The organism is Phormidium sp. CCY1219, from assembly GCF_055795085.1.
In genome coordinates this window covers 1-16,648 of record NZ_JAYFEQ010000644.1, presented here as the reverse complement: position 1 = coordinate 16,648, position 16,648 = coordinate 1, and the positions used below count along the sequence as shown (strand labels likewise).

At 50.8% G+C, this 16,648-nt stretch carries 11 protein-coding genes and 1 pseudogene; 5 read left to right on the top strand and 7 right to left on the bottom strand.

Features of this window, described 5'->3' with window-relative positions:
- Positions 1-1,034 precede the first annotated feature (1,034 nt).
- Positions 1,035-1,256: a helix-turn-helix domain-containing protein gene (locus AC0QH1_RS18620; protein WP_324632761.1), complete on the bottom strand. Its 222-nt coding sequence runs from the start codon at positions 1,254-1,256 to the stop codon at positions 1,035-1,037.
- 427 nt (positions 1,257-1,683) lie between these two features.
- The gene (locus AC0QH1_RS18615) at positions 1,684-1,863 is read right to left on the bottom strand and encodes a ribbon-helix-helix domain-containing protein (protein ID WP_324632760.1); all 180 of its coding nucleotides are present in this window, start codon (positions 1,861-1,863) and stop codon (positions 1,684-1,686) included.
- A gap of 395 nt (positions 1,864-2,258) precedes the next feature.
- Between AC0QH1_RS18615 and AC0QH1_RS18610 the strand changes: the two genes are divergently transcribed.
- The gene (locus tag AC0QH1_RS18610; RefSeq protein ID WP_324632759.1) at positions 2,259-3,437 is read left to right on the top strand and encodes a coiled-coil domain-containing protein; all 1,179 of its coding nucleotides are present in this window, start codon (positions 2,259-2,261) and stop codon (positions 3,435-3,437) included.
- On the opposite strand, the gene AC0QH1_RS18605 is transcribed toward AC0QH1_RS18610, so the two are convergent.
- Positions 3,434-3,712 carry a hypothetical protein gene (locus tag AC0QH1_RS18605; protein WP_324632758.1) on the bottom strand — a complete coding sequence of 93 codons (279 nt, stop codon included), beginning with the start codon at positions 3,710-3,712 and terminating at the stop codon, positions 3,434-3,436. The genes AC0QH1_RS18610 and AC0QH1_RS18605 overlap by 4 nt on opposite strands.
- Before the next feature lie 727 nt (positions 3,713-4,439).
- On the opposite strand from AC0QH1_RS18605, the pseudogene AC0QH1_RS18600 reads away from it, so the two are divergent.
- Together AC0QH1_RS18600 and AC0QH1_RS18595 are read left to right on the top strand one after the other, a co-directional pair.
- Positions 4,440-8,873: pseudogene (locus AC0QH1_RS18600) on the top strand (protein kinase domain-containing protein).
- Between the two features lie 11 nt (positions 8,874-8,884).
- Positions 8,885-9,829: a sensor histidine kinase gene (locus tag AC0QH1_RS18595; protein ID WP_442957335.1), complete on the top strand. Its 945-nt coding sequence runs from the start codon at positions 8,885-8,887 to the stop codon at positions 9,827-9,829.
- A gap of 53 nt (positions 9,830-9,882) precedes the next feature.
- Here the strand turns inward: AC0QH1_RS18595 and AC0QH1_RS18590 are convergent, their stop codons facing one another.
- The 4 genes from AC0QH1_RS18590 to AC0QH1_RS18575 all read right to left on the bottom strand — a co-directional run bounded on the left by AC0QH1_RS18590 (position 9,883) and on the right by AC0QH1_RS18575 (position 15,811).
- Positions 9,883-10,839 (bottom strand): ATP adenylyltransferase family protein, encoded by a 957-nt coding sequence (locus AC0QH1_RS18590; protein WP_324632755.1) that lies wholly within the window; start codon positions 10,837-10,839, stop codon positions 9,883-9,885.
- Between the two features lie 247 nt (positions 10,840-11,086).
- Positions 11,087-12,112: a type I glyceraldehyde-3-phosphate dehydrogenase gene (gap, locus tag AC0QH1_RS18585; protein ID WP_324632754.1), complete on the bottom strand. Its 1,026-nt coding sequence runs from the start codon at positions 12,110-12,112 to the stop codon at positions 11,087-11,089.
- Positions 12,113-12,517: 405 nt separating this feature from the next.
- The gene (gene pckA / locus AC0QH1_RS18580; protein ID WP_324632753.1) at positions 12,518-14,275 is read right to left on the bottom strand and encodes a phosphoenolpyruvate carboxykinase (ATP); all 1,758 of its coding nucleotides are present in this window, start codon (positions 14,273-14,275) and stop codon (positions 12,518-12,520) included.
- Between the two features lie 1,233 nt (positions 14,276-15,508).
- A complete protein-coding gene (locus AC0QH1_RS18575) occupies positions 15,509-15,811 on the bottom strand; it encodes a hypothetical protein (protein ID WP_324632752.1) in 303 nt (100 codons plus the stop codon).
- Here AC0QH1_RS18575 and AC0QH1_RS18570 point away from each other — a divergent pair.
- Entirely contained in the window at positions 15,756-16,019 is a 264-nt protein-coding gene (locus tag AC0QH1_RS18570; protein ID WP_442957334.1) for a hypothetical protein, read from the top strand. The genes AC0QH1_RS18575 and AC0QH1_RS18570 overlap by 56 nt on opposite strands.
- Positions 15,916-16,173, top strand: coding sequence for a hypothetical protein (locus tag AC0QH1_RS18565; RefSeq protein ID WP_324632751.1), 258 nt, complete (start codon positions 15,916-15,918; stop codon positions 16,171-16,173). Before AC0QH1_RS18570 ends, AC0QH1_RS18565 begins: the two co-directional genes overlap by 104 nt.
- The last annotated feature ends 475 nt before the right edge of the window (positions 16,174-16,648 follow it).

Sequence of the window (16,648 nt, the reverse complement as noted above, 5' to 3'; positions counted from 1 at the left end):
CTTATGATATTATACAGCACCAAGCCTTATCATGTCCAACGAATATAATTGTGGGGGAACCGTGGGTCAGTCGCTCGACTTATATCCCCACGGATAAATCCGGGGGCTTTACGCCGATTCTCGGTAAGGGGGTGTTTTCACCCCTGGGGAATTCTCCGCCTGGGCAATATTTGGGTTATTGTACGCTCCCAGGGGGTGAAAATATCCGCTCATTGCCAATCATTGATTCGCAATTTTTGTCACCCTGGGGACAAAGGAGGCAAAATTGAGAATTGAGAATTGAGAATTGAGAGTTTTTTAGATTATGGATTGTTAATTTTTAATTGAACTCGTTCCCAGGTTCAGCCGTGGCACCTTCTGCGACCCTGCGCTTCCCCAGAATCCCCAGGGTCGGTGGGCCAAATAACTGGCAGGCTTTTTGAGGGGGTTAATCAGCAAAAACGGTGTCTGGAACGGTGGCGCGATCGCGAAACTGGAGGGCACTCGATGGCAGGGGTTGTTTTTGGTTCAAGAATGCGGTGGCAACCATGAGAAAGCGGGGAGGGGTCTGGGTGGAATGCAGTTATTATATAAAGCGAATTTTTTCTTTGTGGGCTAAGGGTTACGGCGGTGATGTGAGACAGCAGCCAATCTGATTATTGAGGCGAATTTATGGCAGGAAAGGCCGGGTGAGGGAGAGGGGAGATTACCGCGCCTGCATGGCGACGATCGCCAATAAAAAGCCGGGTCAGGGCGGGCAATTTTGGCCGCAATCTTGTAGGGATGGATGGAATTTGTTTTCTCTGCGAAAACGCTTTTGAGGACTAGCTCGTTCCCGTGAGAGAGGGAAAAAGTGGAGGGATTAGCCCGGGATCCTTCCAGGGAAGGAATGCGTACGCGGCAAACCAGTCCCGGAGATAATTGCGATCGCCTGTAGGATTTCGCTACAAATTTGGGGGGGGGTTCCAGGCATGACAAATACCCCCGCGCGATCGCGGTGGCATGAGTTCGGGGGGGAGGTGAAAAACGGCGATCGCCCATCGAGAGGGTTGGGATCAACTCGCTTGTTGTTGGTTCGCCACCCATTCTAAGATTTCACTAGGCTGAACCTTGTAGGCATCGCAGATTGCCGCGAGTACCCCCGGAGAGGGCATGTGGTGGGAATTGCGATAAAGACTGTAGCCCGTATTGGGGGCAATTCCCGTATCCTTGATAAACCGGTAAACGCTCATTCCTCTAGCGTCTACAAACTCCTTGACTTTATTTTTCATTGGCATAACCCAGCACTCTTGCTCCCGAAACTCGATTGACCTGTGAATTGGTTGACCTTGATTAGAAAAAATTATCGCTATAGATTTTTTTATCCGGAATTTCCATCAGTTTGGCACGAATCAGGTCTTGACAACCTGTCAACTAGTTGATATCGTCAAACCCATGCCTGGAAGGCGATCGGGGGATATGTACAACATCATTGTACATTCTAGCACCTGGTGGCGACGGACTAGGGACGGACAAAATAAAACCCATCGCGTCACCCGGAAACGGGACTGGCGACGGGTAAACTCAAACCGCTTTTCCGTCGCCCACTGACTCTAGCGAACCACCAGAGGCATCTGAGGCAAACCGTCCGAGTACAGAAATGTAGCGGACAGTGCCACAGAAATCATTGCCGGACAAGGGGTCCGGGGAAAAATGGGCGGGGGGTTAGGAATTGACTTCGGATGAGGGGGGAGGTGGAATTTTTCCATCTTCGTTGGCTCCTTCCACGGCTTTCTCGATGATAAACGCTGCCAAATTAGCAATTGGCCTGCCTTGGCTGTCAGCCCATCGTTCGAGGGATTGATAAACCGCATCGGGAAGGGTGACGTGGACTCGCTTGCTCACTGGGTTTCTCTAGAACTTCAACAGGTTGGGGATGGCTTGCCGCCTGGATCGTGCCAACTAAAGTTGCACTTAAGTCGCGGCTGGCTACAGTATAGCATCAAAATTGTGGTAGAATAAAAAATACCCGCTCAAGCTAGCCTGACTAAACTTGAGCGGGGGCACACCAAAGGATAGAGCCTTCGATGAAAAACACCTCGCGATTAAATCAGCCATTGAGTACCCAGTTAAAGTCCCGCAATGGAGATTTAAGTACGAAACCGCCTAATTTGGCGATCGCATTGACCGCGCAAATTAGGAGACAAACTCACTGAGCGATGAAATCTAGCTTTCTAATCAGCTCGAGTTTCATCCAGTCAGCTGTCTAATCAATCTAATCAATCTATCTATATCTAATTATGACACAAACAATTGAGCAGATCCAGACCAACTCATTCGATTACGGAAATTTACCGCCCGAAGTGGTAGAAGCTGCCGAAGCCACAGCGCCCCGGATCCACAATCGATTCAAATCCGTGACTCGTCAGCAGATCGAGAACGGGTTTGACTTGATCGAGACGAAAGCGCGGCTGGGAAAAGCGCTGTTTCGGCTGTGGCTCGATCGCTATTTTGAGGGGTCGGAGTATTTGGCGCGCAATTTAATGAAAGTGGCATCATTGGTGCAGCGAATGCCGCAGCTGATGGAGCAGATGCTGGAATGGACCCCATCGGCCCTAGCGGCCCTGAGTGGGGCTTCAGATAAGCTAGCGCAAGAACTGCTCGCCCAAAGCGGCGATCGCCCCACGGCAAAAGCGGTGAAGCAACGGGTGCGCCAAGAACGCAACCCGGGCAAACCCGAGGCGAAGAAAAAAGCCGCCCGCCGGAAAACTGATGGGGAGAGCGATCGCGGATTTAGCGAAGAAGAAGTGCAAGAAAAAATTGCCGCCGCGATCGCCGAACGAGAAAAAGAACTCGAGCGATCGCGCATCGAACAAGAAAAACAAATCCAACAACACGCCGCCGAAGTTTACCAGCAAGCGCGGGATGAGGCATTATTGGCAGCGCAAGCAGAAATTGCCCAGGCGCAGGAGATGCGCGCGCAACTCGTTGCCAGCAATGCCCGCCTAGCGGAACAATTGCAAGCCAAAGAGGGCGAATTGGAACGGGTGAAGGATCTACAGCAAGAAAACGAACGCCTGTGCGATCGCGTAGCGCAGTTGGAATCCACCTTAGAACAATCCGTGGGGGAAAGTTGGCAAGGGACCTTCAACCAACAAGCGGCAAAGGTGGTGAATGAAGAACTCGAACAGGCGTATGAGCCACTGGTGGAAAAACTGGAGCAAATGACGCAACGGGTGGCGCAGCAGGAGGAGGAACTCAACCGCTACCGAGAATTAAGCGCCGCCCAGGAAGAACAACTGGTGTCGGAAGAAGCATTCGCCCTCGCCTCGGATTTTGGACAACTGGCGGAAACGTTAGAATTGCCCGGATGGAGTGGCAGGGGGTATAGAGCCTCGGATGGAATGCTTTACAAGAATTTAATTTCGGCGATCGCCCATTTTATTCGAGATTTCCAACCGGGCGGGGGCGAGTATTAAGGCACAAGGGGATAATTTGGTCCCAATTCCTCTAGCAGTGCCTTCGCTTCGTGCAAATCCCGGGGATCGAAACCCTCGGTAAACCAATTGTAAATTTCCCACAGCAGCGCCCTTGCCTGTTGCGGTTTTCCCTGTTGCTGCCACAGACGCGCCCACATGGTGGCAGGCAACTCCAACGACTTCGCCCCCTGACGGCGGGAAATCTCCAAGGCGCGAGCGAAACATGCCTCAACCCCAGACCGTTCTCCCACTTCGCCACCTTTGCGCCACAGCAATTTACCTGGAAGCTAATCCAGGGCTATACTGAAATCTCACTTTAGACTAAAAGCTATATAAATAACCGTGACGTAAAATTATACAAACAATCCGGTGGATTTCGTGCTGAAAAATCCGGGGGACTCCTCCTGCTAAGAGCGTCGCGGGACATTCCTGAATAAAACAATGGGGGTTCCCCCAGACTCGTGGACAGAGACCCTCTGCAAGGCTCTCTGTCCACATCGATCGATTGATTTGCCCGAGGGTTCAATCTTGGGATTGTGTCGGTTAATGAGAGCGCAGATGAGATTAGATAGGATGAGACACTGGCCGGATTTGTAGGTATTATAACCGGATGAGGCATCAGACCGAGGTGGGAATGGTGACAGTTTCCGGTTTTTAATATTTCTTAGCTTTTTGTAATAAAAAATAATAACAGGAGACCCCTGAGTGGGGAGAGAAGGAGGGGATGAGGGGAGAGATTTGGTCAAGGGGCGATGAAAGGAGTCGGCGATCGCCTCTACCAGCGCGCCACAGGGGGGAGTAAGTCCCTCAACCATTGCCGAGGAGGGTGGCGCGCGGCTAAACATGAGGGGGAAAAAGAGGAGGCATCTGTGCGACACCCCAATGGCAAAGCTCGAGCAAAATAACCGCTTGATTGAGTGGTAAAAAAGATAACAATTGGGGTAAACTAAAAGTCAAGCTTATGATTCCCATACACTAGCTTCCCAGGGAGAAAAAACCACAATGCAGGCGATCGCCAACTACACCATCACCGAAAAAATTCACGAAAGCCTCCATACCCTTGTTTATAGAGCTTTTCGACCGACGGATGCCACCTCTGTTATCATTAAAATTCCCAATGGAGACTATCCCACGGTTTCCGAACTGGTGCGGCTGAGAAATCAATACGCGATCGCCAAAAACATAGAGAGTCCCTTCATTGTCAAACCCTTACGCTTAGAACGCTACAATAACGGATTTGCTCTAATTTTAGAAGATTTCGGCGCGATATCGTTAAAAGATTATATTAGATTACACCCCCTTTCCATCACCGACTTTTTGAAAATTGGCATTCAAATAGCCGAGGGTTTAGAACAACTCTACCGACACCGGATTATTCATAAAGATATCAAACCGCACAATATCTTAATTCAGCCCGAAACCAAGCGGGTGAAGTTGACCGATTTTAGCATTTCGTCGTTATTGCCGAAAGAGACCCTCAGTATTGTCAATCCCACGGAATTGGAGGGGACATTAGCCTACATTTCGCCGGAACAAACCGGGCGGATGAACCGGGGCATCGATTATCGCACGGATTTCTACTCATTAGGCGTAACCTTTTACGAACTGCTAACTGAAAACTTGCCCTTTTCATGCACCGATCCGATGGAATTAGTGCATTATCATATTGCCAAACAGCCGATGCCACCGAACCTGTTAAATCCCCTGATTCCGCAAGCGATCGCCGATATCGTGATGAAATTGATGGGGAAAACTGCCGAAAGCCGATATCAAACCGCATGGGGTTTAAAATTAGATCTAGAAAAGTGCTTGCAGCAGCTAGAAACCACCGGACAGATCGAACCATTTCCCATTGCCAAAGGGGATATGGCGGCGCGATTCCAGATTCCGGAAACCCTTTACGGAAGAGAAACAGAAATCGCTCGATTGATGAACGCATTTGAGCGCGTCGCTGCAGGCACCACGGAACTGATGTTGGTGGCGGGATATTCTGGGATTGGGAAGTCTGCTTTAGTGCAGGAAGTCCACAAACCCATTGTTGCCAAACGCGGTTATTTCATTTCCGGCAAATGCGATCGCGTCAAGCGCAATGTTCCATTTGCGCCGTTTATTAAAGCGTTTCGCGATGTAATCCGACACCACATTTTAACCGAAAGCAAGCAAGCGATCGCCAATTGGAAAGAAAAACTCGCCGCCGCATTGGGAAACCAAGGGCAAGCGATCGTGGATGTGATTCCCGAAGTGGAATGGTTGCTGGGAAAACAACCCCCAGTGCCGAAATTGCCCCCGCCGAAGCGCAAAATCGATTTAATCTGGTGCTGCAAAAATTTATTCGAGTTTTTGCCAGCGCCGAACATCCGTTAGTCTTATTCATCGATGACTTGCAATGGGCCGATGGAGCTTCGTTGAAGTTGTTAGAATTGCTGTTAAGCGATCCGGAACTGAAATATCTGTTTGCAATTGGCGCATATCGGGATAACGAAGTCACCCCGGTTCACCCGTTAATGCTGAGTGTCGATCGCATCAAACAGACAGAGGCGGTGGTAAACCGGATTGAAGTACCGCCCCTGAGAAGGGAAGATTTGAATCGATTAGTTGCCGAGGCGTTAAGCTGCTCGGAAAAGCGATCGCAACCCCTCTCACAACTAGTTTTTCAGAAAACCGAAGGCAATCCTTTCTTTGCCACGCAATTTTTAAAATCGCTTTACGAAAGGGAATTACTGCAATTCGATCGCAACAGCGGGTATTGGCACTGCGATCTAACCCGAGTCAAAGCCTTAGCGGTGTCCGATAACGTGGTAGAATTCATGGCGGCGCAATTGCAGCGGTTGCCACAAACCACCCAAACGGTGTTAAAATTAGCCGCCTGTATCGGACATCAATTCGATTTAGAAACCTTGGCGATCGTCAACGAACAATCCCAGGCGGATACCTCGGCGCAATTGTGGACCGCCCTGCAATCCGGTTTGGTAATCCCCGAGAGCGAACTGTATAAGTTTTTCCAGTCTGAGGAAGAGAATGAAGCGGCGATCGGCAAAGGGTCTGCCATTCAGTATAAATTTCTCCACGATCGCGTTAGCGAAGCGGCATATTCTCTGATTCCCGATGCCGAGAAAAAAACCACCCACCTGAAACTCGGACGGCGATTGTTAAACAATACCGCCCCGGAAGAGGTGGAAGACAAAATTTTCACATTAGTCAATCAGTTAAATGTAGGCGCGGATTTAATCGAGAATCAAAGGGAAAAAACCCAATTGGCTGGCTTGAATCTGCGGGCGGGCCGCAAAGCGAAATCCGCCACAGCCTATGATAGCGCATTACAGTATTTGAATGTGGGGTTAGAACTCCTCACGACCAATAGCTGGCGCGATCGCTACGATCTGACTCTTTCCCTGCATGTGGAAGCTGCTGAAGCTGCGTATCTGAGTACCGACTTCGATCGCATGGAGGATATCGCGCACATTGTACTCGAAAACGCCACCACCCTGCTAGATCGAGTCAAGGTTTACGAAGTCAAAATCCAAGCTTACACCGCCCAAAACAAACAACTAGAAGCTCTCCAAATTACGCGCAATGTGATGCAATTGTTGGGGGTGGAGCTACCCGAACAGCCGACATTTGATGACATTCAAACCAGATTGGGGGAAACATTCGCTCATTTGAGTGGTAAGCCGGTAGCCGAATTAATCCACTTGCCGGCAATGAGCGATCCGGACAAAAAAGCGGCTATGGGAATTCTCAATACTGCGATCGCACCGGCCTATCAATCAGCGCCCTTGCTGTTACCGTTACTCGTATTTGCCGAAATTAATTTATCCCTGGATTATGGCAATACCGACGAGTCTGCTTATGCCTACGCCTGTTATGGCTTAATTCTGTGTGGCATCGTCGGCGATATCGATACCGGACATCAATTCGGTCAACTCGCATTGCAGGTATTGGAGAGATTTGAAAATCAAGAACTCAAAGCGCGGACGTTAATGGTGGTGAATAATAACGTCCGACTCTGGAAAGAGCCAATGAGCGACGCGCTAACCCCGTTAATTGCCGCTTACGAAAGTGGTTTGGAAACGGGGGATTTAGAATATGCCGCGCTTTCTGCTTATAATTACTGCATCAATTCCTATTTTGTCGGCAAGGGACTGGCGGAACTGGAAGTGGAAATGGCCTCTTATAGCGAGCTGTTGCACAAACTCAAGCAAACTACGCCGCTCAATTACCTGAAAATGTATTGGCAGGTGGTGTTAAACTTGATAGAAACTTCGCCGGAGCCGATGGTGCTTGAGGGGAAAGTGTATGACGAAGAAAAGATGCTGCCCCTGCACGAACGCGCCAGCGATCGCTACGGTCTGTGTTGTCTGTATTTGCACAAACTTATCCTCAGCTATCTCTTCCGTCACGGCGATCGCGCGGTGGAAAATGCTGCCGCCGCCTCTAATTATTTAGACGCCCTGACCGCTGTTTATCCCCTGCCCCTGTTTCATTTTTACGAGTCTCTCTCGGCATTGTTGGTGTATCCGAAGTTGTCGGCAACCGAACGAGAAGACATCCTCGCCAAGGTGGAGTCAAATCAGGAAAAAATGAAGAAATGGGCGGCATTTGCACCGGGTAATTTTCAGCATAAATACGCCCTGGTGCAAGCAGAAAAGGCGCGGGTCATGGGGCAGGTTGCAGAGGCGATTTCTGCCTACGATCGCGCCATCGTCCTCGCCCGGGAAAATGGCTACATCCAAGAAGAAGCCCTGGCTAACGAACTCGCCGGCGAATTCCATTTCGCTCGAAAAAGCCAACAGATCGCTCAGTTTTATCTCACCGATGCGTACTACGGATATGCTCGCTGGGGGGCTACCGCAAAGGTGAAGCATTTAGAAGAACAATATCCGCAGATTTTGGCAAGAATTACCCAGCGATCGCCGGTTTGCACTGCGAACACCCGCGAAACGCTCTCTACCTTTGCCACCAACACCACCACTAACACTGATGTCTGGAAGTTAGATTTAAACACGGTAATGAAAGCGTCTTTGGCCCTGTCTGAAGAACTGGTTCTCGATAAGTTTCTCCACAAGTTGATGCGGGTCATCCTAGAGAATGCTGGGGCAGAGAAAGGTTTTTTAATTGTGGAAGAAGCAGGGCAACTTCTCGTCAAAGCCGGCGGTAGTATCGAGGAAGCGGCGGTGACGATTCCCCCGGATCCGATACCGATTGAAGACGCACAGATGTTGCCCGTGGCGATCGCCAACTACGTGGCCCGCACTGGCGAAATTTTGGTGCTAAAAAATGCGGCCCGCGAGTCTATTTTTGCCACGGATGCTTATATTGCCCAGGTTCAACCACAATCGATCTTGTGTTTGCCCATCGTTCATCACGGTAAGTCAGTGGCGATTTTGTATTTAGAAAATAGTCTCAGTGACGGTGTGTTTACCCGCGATCGCTTAGAAGTGCTGCAAATGCTCTGCGCTCAAGCGGCCATTTCCCTAGAAAATGCCCTATTGTACCAGAATTTGCAACAGTCCCTCCAGGACCTCAAAGAGGCGCAACTGCAACTGGTTCAAAGCGAAAAAATGTCCACCCTGGGCCAGTTGATTGCCGGCGTCGCCCATGAAATTAACAATCCGGTGAGCTTCGTCCACGGTAATCTCGATCCGGCCCAAGAATACGTCCAGGATTTGCTCCATCATCTGCAATTGTATCGGAAATATTATCCCGAACCAATGGCGGAAATTGAGGAAGATGCAGAGGCGATCGATTTGGAATATTTGATGGAAGATTTGCCGGAGATGCTCTCTTCTATGAAATTAGGCACCGATCGCATCAGGGAAATTGTCAAATCGCTCAAGAATTTTTCTCGGAAAGATACGGCAAAATTGCAAACCGCAGACATTCATGCTGGCATTGATAGCACCCTGTTGATTTTGTCCAATCGCCTGAAAGCCAAAGGTTCTAAACCGGCGATCGCGGTGATGAAAGAGTATGGCACTCTACCCAAAGTGCAGTGCTATCCGGGCCAACTGAATCAGGTATTTATGAACTTGATTGCGAATGCGATCGATGCCCTAGAGTCCTCGGTTCCGAGTCCCAATGACAACGGACAAACCACCCATGACTACCCCCAAATGACCATTCGCATTCGCACGGAAGTAAAAGAGGATTCTGTGGCGATTTGGATTGCGGATAACGGGTGCGGGATGACGCCGACGGTGCAGGATAAACTCTTCAAAACGTTCTTTACCACGAAACCGGAAGGGAAAGGGACGGGATTGGGTTTATCGATTAGCCATCAAATTATTGTCGATCGCCATCGCGGAACATTAAGTTGTACCTCACAAGAGGGGGAAGGCACGGAATTTTGCATTGAAATTCCGATTTCACAGGACAATTCCGCCGTGGAATAAGCGGAGTATATCGCAGTGTCGGTTAGCAGTTCCCTGCTAAGTGACAAGGGCACTTATCCCGTGGAGGATTCCGTGGAGGAGTGCGATCGCGCCACTTGTTGCAAAACCCGCATCGGACCGATCTGCGTGAGATGCTGCATCTGCGCTTGGTTTCGCACGAATAGGGAGCCGGCAAATCCGAGGGCGTTCACCGAAATCGCTTCAAAACACTCTTGCGATCGCGGCACCAGCAGCATCCAGTGGCGAGTTGCCAGTAGATTGTAAGCGCCCGATTGTCGATTGTCCGGGGTTTGCGGCTCCCAACCCACGGCTTGCAATAAGCGATTATATAATTCTAACGCACTTTCGGCAGCTTGTAAAGGAGAATCTGCCGATTGGCGATCGAAGCGGGCGATCGCGTGGTGGAAGGGGAGCTGAGAACTGGTACCCACGCCCTCGGAGAAGGTGGCGCTGGCGATCGCGGTTTCGATGGGAATCTTTGGTCCTTCCCCGGTCAGCGGAATCGGAATCAGTTGCAAATGCTTGTGCGGTTGAGACGCACCGGCCAGGGTGCCCCCATTATAAAATGCCAATCCCTCGAATTCGTCCAAGCATCGCCACATGGCCGCAAAATCTTGTAAATTGAGCCAATTTTCTTGCGACTCGAATTCCCGAGTCACGAGCAACAAGTGATAGTCTACCACATTAAATTTATTTAACAAACAAACATGAGTCTCAGAGATATCGGCAACGAATAAATCTTCATCGTAAGGCAAAAACGGGTTAACCGGTTTTGCGGTTTTCGGGCGTTGTTTTTCTTGCTGTTGCTTGGCTTTGTCCTTGCGGGCCAGGTTGGATAAACTGCGAACCAAAAAGCGAATGCCCCGGTCTTCTACAAACTGGGAATCCGTGGGAATCGACTGCAATGCGCCGCATTCTAGGGCCTGTTGGGTGCGTTCCGTTACCTTGACCCAGAGGGTACCGGGTTCGAGGGTGAGGGATTCGGGGGAAGTGGGGTTCGTCTCTGGCATAGTTACAATCCGGCATCACACAAGGGGGGAGATGAACGGGAATCTGAGGGATTTAAAAGTTGGAAGTATTTTATCAGTTGGCGGCGGTCGATGCAACCGGGGAGTGCATGGAGAAATGATTGTTGCCCGCTGTTGATTGGCATTCCACCGGCCATGAGATGAGTGGGGTATTGAGCAAACCGAAGCGCAAAAAAAGAGCGATCGCGCGATCGCTCTTTTGTGATTATCCGGGGGGGGTCAGACGCGCTTACAAGATGCCGTCTTTTTGCCCCATCGAGACCATCAGGTCGAGGATGCGGCAAGAGTAGCCCCATTCGTTGTCGTACCAGGACACCACTTTAAAGAAATTGGAATTGAGTTCCATGCCCGCACCGGCATCGAAGATGCTGGAATGGGCGTCGCCTACGAAGTCGCTGGAAACCACCGGTTCTTCGGTATAACCGAGGACGCCTTTGAGTTCGCCTTCGGAGGCTTTTTTCATCGCGGCGCAGATTTCTTTGTAGCTGGCGGCTTTATCGGTGCGGAAGGTGAGGTCTACCACGGACACATCTGGGGTGGGAACCCGGAATGCCATGCCGGTGAGTTTGCCTTTCAATTCGGGCAAGACCAAGGTCACCGCTTTTGCCGCACCGGTGGAGGCGGGGATGATGTTTTGCGGTGCGCCGCGTCCGCCGCGCAGGTCTTTTTTGCTCGGACCGTCCACGGTGGGTTGGGTGGCGGTCATGGCGTGAACGGTGGTCATCAAACCTTCACTGAAACCGAAGTTGTCGTTAATGACTTTTGCCACCGGGGCGAGACAGTTGGTGGTGCAACTGGCGTTGGACACCACAAAATGGGATTTGGGATCGAAGGTGTCGTGGTTGACGCCCACGAGGAAGGTGGGGACTTTTTCCGGGTCTTTGGTGGGGGCGGAGATGATGACCCGCTTGGCTCCCCCTTTCAGGTGGAGGGAGGCTTTGTCAAAGGTGGTAAACAATCCGGTGGATTCCACCACGTAATCTGCACCGTACTTGCTCCAAGGCAGTTCGGAGGGGTCTTTGATGGCGGTACAGGGAATGGTTTTGCCATCGACCACGATCGCGTTTTCTGTGGCGCTGACTTCACCAGAGTATTTGCCCTGGGTGGAGTCGTATTTGAGTAAATAGGCGAGGTTCTCGGGGGGAACGAGGTCGTTAATGCCGACAAATTCGATGTTGGGGTTGTTCAGTCCGGCCCGGAAGACTAAGCGTCCGATGCGACCAAATCCATTGATGCCTACTTTAATGGCTGCCATAGGTTAATCTCCTGTTCGCAAATATGACTCAATTTACAATCTTGGCGGGGAGGCGATCGCACCGCCAAAATCGCTCAAAGTCTTATCTGATAAAGCTTACAAGTATTTTAGTCTCTAAAAACGGTCTTTATAAAAGTTTTAGACATTCGAGAAAGGGGGGGGTCATTGGTCATTGGTTATTGGTCATTGGTTATTGGTTATTGCTCATAACGGAGGAAGGGGGAAGGATGAATCACGCAGAATTGAGAATTGAGCGATATTTCTAAGAATTGAGAAGTTGTCTGGGATTGAGGGTCAATTCTCGGGGGGATGTATTTCACCCTTCACACTTTACCCTTCACACTTGAGGCTTCACAGTTGAGCCGTCACATTGAACCCTTTACAGGGGTTCAGAAGCGCTAGACGCTAGTCAAGATGCGGGCCGGCGTCGATAATTTCCGGGCGGGCATTGGTATAGCGTTTGAAGTTTTCGACGAAGAGGCGGGCGAGTTCTTTTGCTTGGCGATCGTAGGCTGATTTGTCGCTCCAGGTATTGCGAGGATCGAGGATCTCGCTGGAGACGCCGGGAACGGATTCAGGCATCAAAATCTTGAAGACCGGATGGGGATGGAAGGTGACGTGGTTGAGATCGCCGTTGAGGGCGGCGCTGAGCATGGCGCGAGTGTTTTTGATGGAAATGCGCTTGCCGACGCCGTAGGGACCTCCGGTCCAGCCGGTATTGATCAGGTAAACTGAGGCGGTGGAATTATGCTTGAGGAGGCGTTCTCCGAGCATTTCGGCATAGACGGTGGCGGAGAGGGGAAGGAAGGGTTTGCCGAAGCAAGAGGAGAAGGTGGCTTCCGGTTCGGTGATGCCGCGTTCGGTACCGGCCAGTTTGCTGGTGTATCCGGACATGAAGTAGTACATGGCCTGCCGGTTGGTGAGTTTGGCGATCGGGGGCAAGACGCCAAAGGCATCGGCGGAGAGGAAAATCACGGCATTGGGATGACCGCCGACGCTGGGGAGGACTACATTGGGAATATAGTGGATCGGATAGCCCACCCGGGTATTTTGGGTTAAGCTGCCATCGTCGTAGTCGGGATGACGTTCGTCGCCAGAGAGGACGATGTTTTCCATCAAGGCACCAAATTTAATGGCATCCCAGATTTGCGGTTCGTTTTCTTTGGAGAGGCGAATGGTTTTGGCGTAGCATCCGCCTTCAAAGTTGAAGATGCCATCGTCTGACCATCCGTGTTCGTCATCTCCGATCAAGCGGCGAGTGGGATCGGCAGAAAGGGTGGTTTTCCCGGTACCGGACAGACCGAAGAACAAGGCGGTGTTGCCTTGGTCGTCCATGTTGGCGGAACAGTGCATGGGCAGCACGTTGCGCTTGGTCATAAAGTAGTTCATCAAGGAGAAGACGGATTTTTTGATTTCGCCGGCGTAGCGAGAACCGCCGATGATGACGAGTTTTTTGGCAAAATGGACGACGATAAAGGCTTCGGAGTTGATGCCGTTAATTTCGGGGTCTCCTTCTAAACCGGGAACGGCAATCACGGTGAAATCGGCTTGATGGGTGGCGAGTTCTTCTGGGTTGGGTCGGATGAAGAGTTGATGGGAGAAGAGGTTTTGGCAGGCGAATTCGTTAATGATGCGAACGCCGACTCTGTATTTGGGATCGGCTCCGACATAGCCATCAAAGATGTAGAGGTCGCGTCCTTGGACGTAGGAGAGGACTTGTCGGTATAGGCGATCGAATTTTTCTTCGGAAATCGGAACGTTGGTTTTGCTCCAGTGGACTTCGTTGTGACTGGCTGGCTCATCGACGATAAATTTGTCGTTAGGGGAGCGTCCGGTATATTTCCCCGTTTTGATACACAGTGCCCCATTGTCGGCTAGCACTCCTTCGGCTCGTGCCAGGGCGTGTTCTACCAGTTTCGGTACGGATAAGTTGCGGTAGACGTTGCCGATATTTTTCATGCCCCAGTGTTCTAACCCAAATGTGCGGGTGGTGGGGGCGCGATCGTTGCTGACGTTCTCTTTCATCGTGGCCAAAGCTTCATTGTTGGCGAGGGTGTTTTTGATTAGTTTACTCACTGATACATCCTGATATACGTTACGATACACGGGATTTGCATTTTCCGTCGGTTGCGATTCTACTCGGTTATAACTATTCGTACTCATCACATGCTCCTTACGGTTAGATAGGATTACGAGTTCTTTTCTTTTTTAGTGGGAGTGCCAACTTTGGCGAGTTCTCGATTCTCTCGGGAAGCTGGCGATCGCGATCGCCAGCTTCTCCTTCGCTTCGCTATCTCTAGCAATGTTTTGGCTGGTAATCTCTCCAGAGCCACCTAGTGGATTGGACTCTGTATTGGGTTTTGGCTGAAGTGGCCGTCAAAGCGACCTCGGGTTTTGGATGTTTTCCTCTTGCTTGCTGGTGGGTGCCTGGTTTTGGCGAGTGCCGCTACACCGGGGAAAATTTGAGTTGGACTGGGTTGGGTACGGGGCGAGCAGCTAGTAGAAAGCGAAACGGTTTGGTTTGGTTGGGTATAATTCGACACTTTTTTCGCTTTCAAGTTTATCTTATCTGACTTTTCCCAAAAAATAAATTACAAAATATTACGAATCTATCTCGAAAGAGGAGGGCAGACACTCCCCTGGTATGTTATCCTCGGTAAGGGAACCCCCTCAAAAAGCCTCTGTGCTTTGATTTCCGGGTCAGAGGGGTGGTGAATTTTTACCGAATTTTTGCCTAAAATCTTGCTGATTTTCCTGCCAAATAACAAGCTTTCATAACATTCTTTACATAACTTCAAAAAAACCGGAAGAATGCCTTTTGTTTTTTGATAAAATGGACGGTTTGAACTGTTGGAGAAAGGCCACAGATGAGGCAAAAAATTAGGAAAGGAACGCGGAAGAGGAGGGAGTTGGGGTGGCGATCGCCCCTCGGGTGGGGCTTGTTTTTCCCGGCAGTTTGCTTCCTATAAAATAGAAGCGCCTACCGCCCGAATCCTCGAGACCCTCTTTTCCCCTCCCGAAATCCATGCCTTTCCCCCACCCCACGCCAGCACCCTGCCAGACCTCTCGCAAATGCCGAAAGCCGAATTCCACCTTCACCTAGAAGGTGCGGCACCCTGACCCTGCATTCGAGAGGCACTGCAGCGCCATCACGGGATAACTTTACCGAGGATTCGGGAGTTCTACGCCCCCGAGTTGCGATTTGCCAATTTTGCCTAGTTTGTCGGATGCTTTCGCGACTACATCTATCCCTGGATCCAGACGGAACGCGGATATGGGGAACTTATGGAAGCGGTGGTGGATTCCCTGATGGACCAGCGGATCCGCTATGGGGAACTGATGGTCAATGTCATCACCATTGAAAAACTCAATCTAAATTTAGAAAAGGTTTTGGAATTACTCGAAGCTGGGATAGCCCGAGGGGGCGATCGCGCGACGACGATCCGCCTTATCGCCGGCATCTCCCGGGAGTATGGATCTCAGTTCGCTGTGCGCGCTGTGGCGCGAGTGGTGAATTCCCCGATGATTGCGGAAGTGGACCATTCGGGGGCACAAACTCGCCACACGGATGGCGATCGCTTCCGCGACGCCTTCACCCTCCCCCGAGACGCCGGCAAGAAAATTAAAGCGATCTGCCGACGAAATGGACGGACCGGAGAGGATCCGTGCCGCTGTGGAAGCACTCGGCGTCTCCCACATCGGTCACGGCACCTGTGCCATTCACGATCTGCAAGTGGTGAATCTCTTAGTGCGTCACCAGGTTGTGGTAGAAATCGGTCCGAGTTCTAGCGAACGATTGCGAAATGTCCCCAGTTCTCAAGCACACCTCCGAAGTGGATCTCGACGCCGCTGGGGTTCGTCTCTGCATGACCCGCTTAATGGGCGATCGCGGCGTGTCGGTAGATGACTTGGCCCGCTGGAGTGCGAATAATGCATTAGACAATGCGTTAATTGACCCCCAGAGGCGAACGGAGTGGTTAACCGAACTGGAAACGTGGCGACAGGCAAGCAACGGCCCCGAGAATTGTCATGGAAATCACACAAAAGGAGAGGAAGTGTAACCGATTCCGGGTTAAGGACCCCAGTTGCCCCGGCACCGATTCTCCATTCCTCTCCCTCCGTTCTCCTTATATAAGGCATTTCAATGCATTAATCGCCCTCGGTCTCGGAGGCCCTCCCCTACGGTTCGGAATGACGGCCAACAATAAAACGCCAACAAGTGAGTGCTGGTGCAGATAAATCGTTGTAGTTGCAGATTGCCAAATCCTGCTAGAGAAGTCGCAGAAGACATTCCGGCGAGCTGGCGAGGATTTTGCCAGATAAAGTGGGACCCCAAAGGAGAAGCGATCCCCACGAAAACGAAGACGGTAAATCTTAAGAAAATCAAAAATTCAACCGAAATCGGAAGAACCAGTTGTAAGATAAATGGCAGTCAGAGCGAAAAAGCAATAAAAGAGCTATAGTCAGGAACCCCATCCCTAAAGGGAGGGGCTTGGTAAGACTTTATTTTCCCAAGCTCACCTGACCAGAAGACCA

Bases quoted from the DNA above. Each gene is read 5' to 3' on its own strand.
- AC0QH1_RS18620 (WP_324632761.1), bottom strand. From the start codon at position 1,256: ATGCCAATGAAAAATAAAGTCAAGGAGTTTGTAGACGCTAGAGGAATG.
- AC0QH1_RS18610 (WP_324632759.1), top strand. From the start codon at position 2,259: ATGACACAAACAATTGAGCAGATCCAGACCAACTCATTCGATTACGGA.
- AC0QH1_RS18595 (WP_442957335.1), top strand. From the start codon at position 8,885: ATGCTCTGCGCTCAAGCGGCCATTTCCCTAGAAAATGCCCTATTGTAC.
- AC0QH1_RS18590 (WP_324632755.1), bottom strand. From the start codon at position 10,839: ATGCCAGAGACGAACCCCACTTCCCCCGAATCCCTCACCCTCGAACCC.
- gap (WP_324632754.1), bottom strand. From the start codon at position 12,112: ATGGCAGCCATTAAAGTAGGCATCAATGGATTTGGTCGCATCGGACGC.
- pckA (WP_324632753.1), bottom strand. From the start codon at position 14,275: ATGAGTACGAATAGTTATAACCGAGTAGAATCGCAACCGACGGAAAAT.
- AC0QH1_RS18570 (WP_442957334.1), top strand. From the start codon at position 15,756: ATGGACGGACCGGAGAGGATCCGTGCCGCTGTGGAAGCACTCGGCGTC.
- AC0QH1_RS18575 (WP_324632752.1), bottom strand. From the start codon at position 15,811: ATGTGGGAGACGCCGAGTGCTTCCACAGCGGCACGGATCCTCTCCGGT.
- AC0QH1_RS18565 (WP_324632751.1), top strand. From the start codon at position 15,916: ATGTCCCCAGTTCTCAAGCACACCTCCGAAGTGGATCTCGACGCCGCT.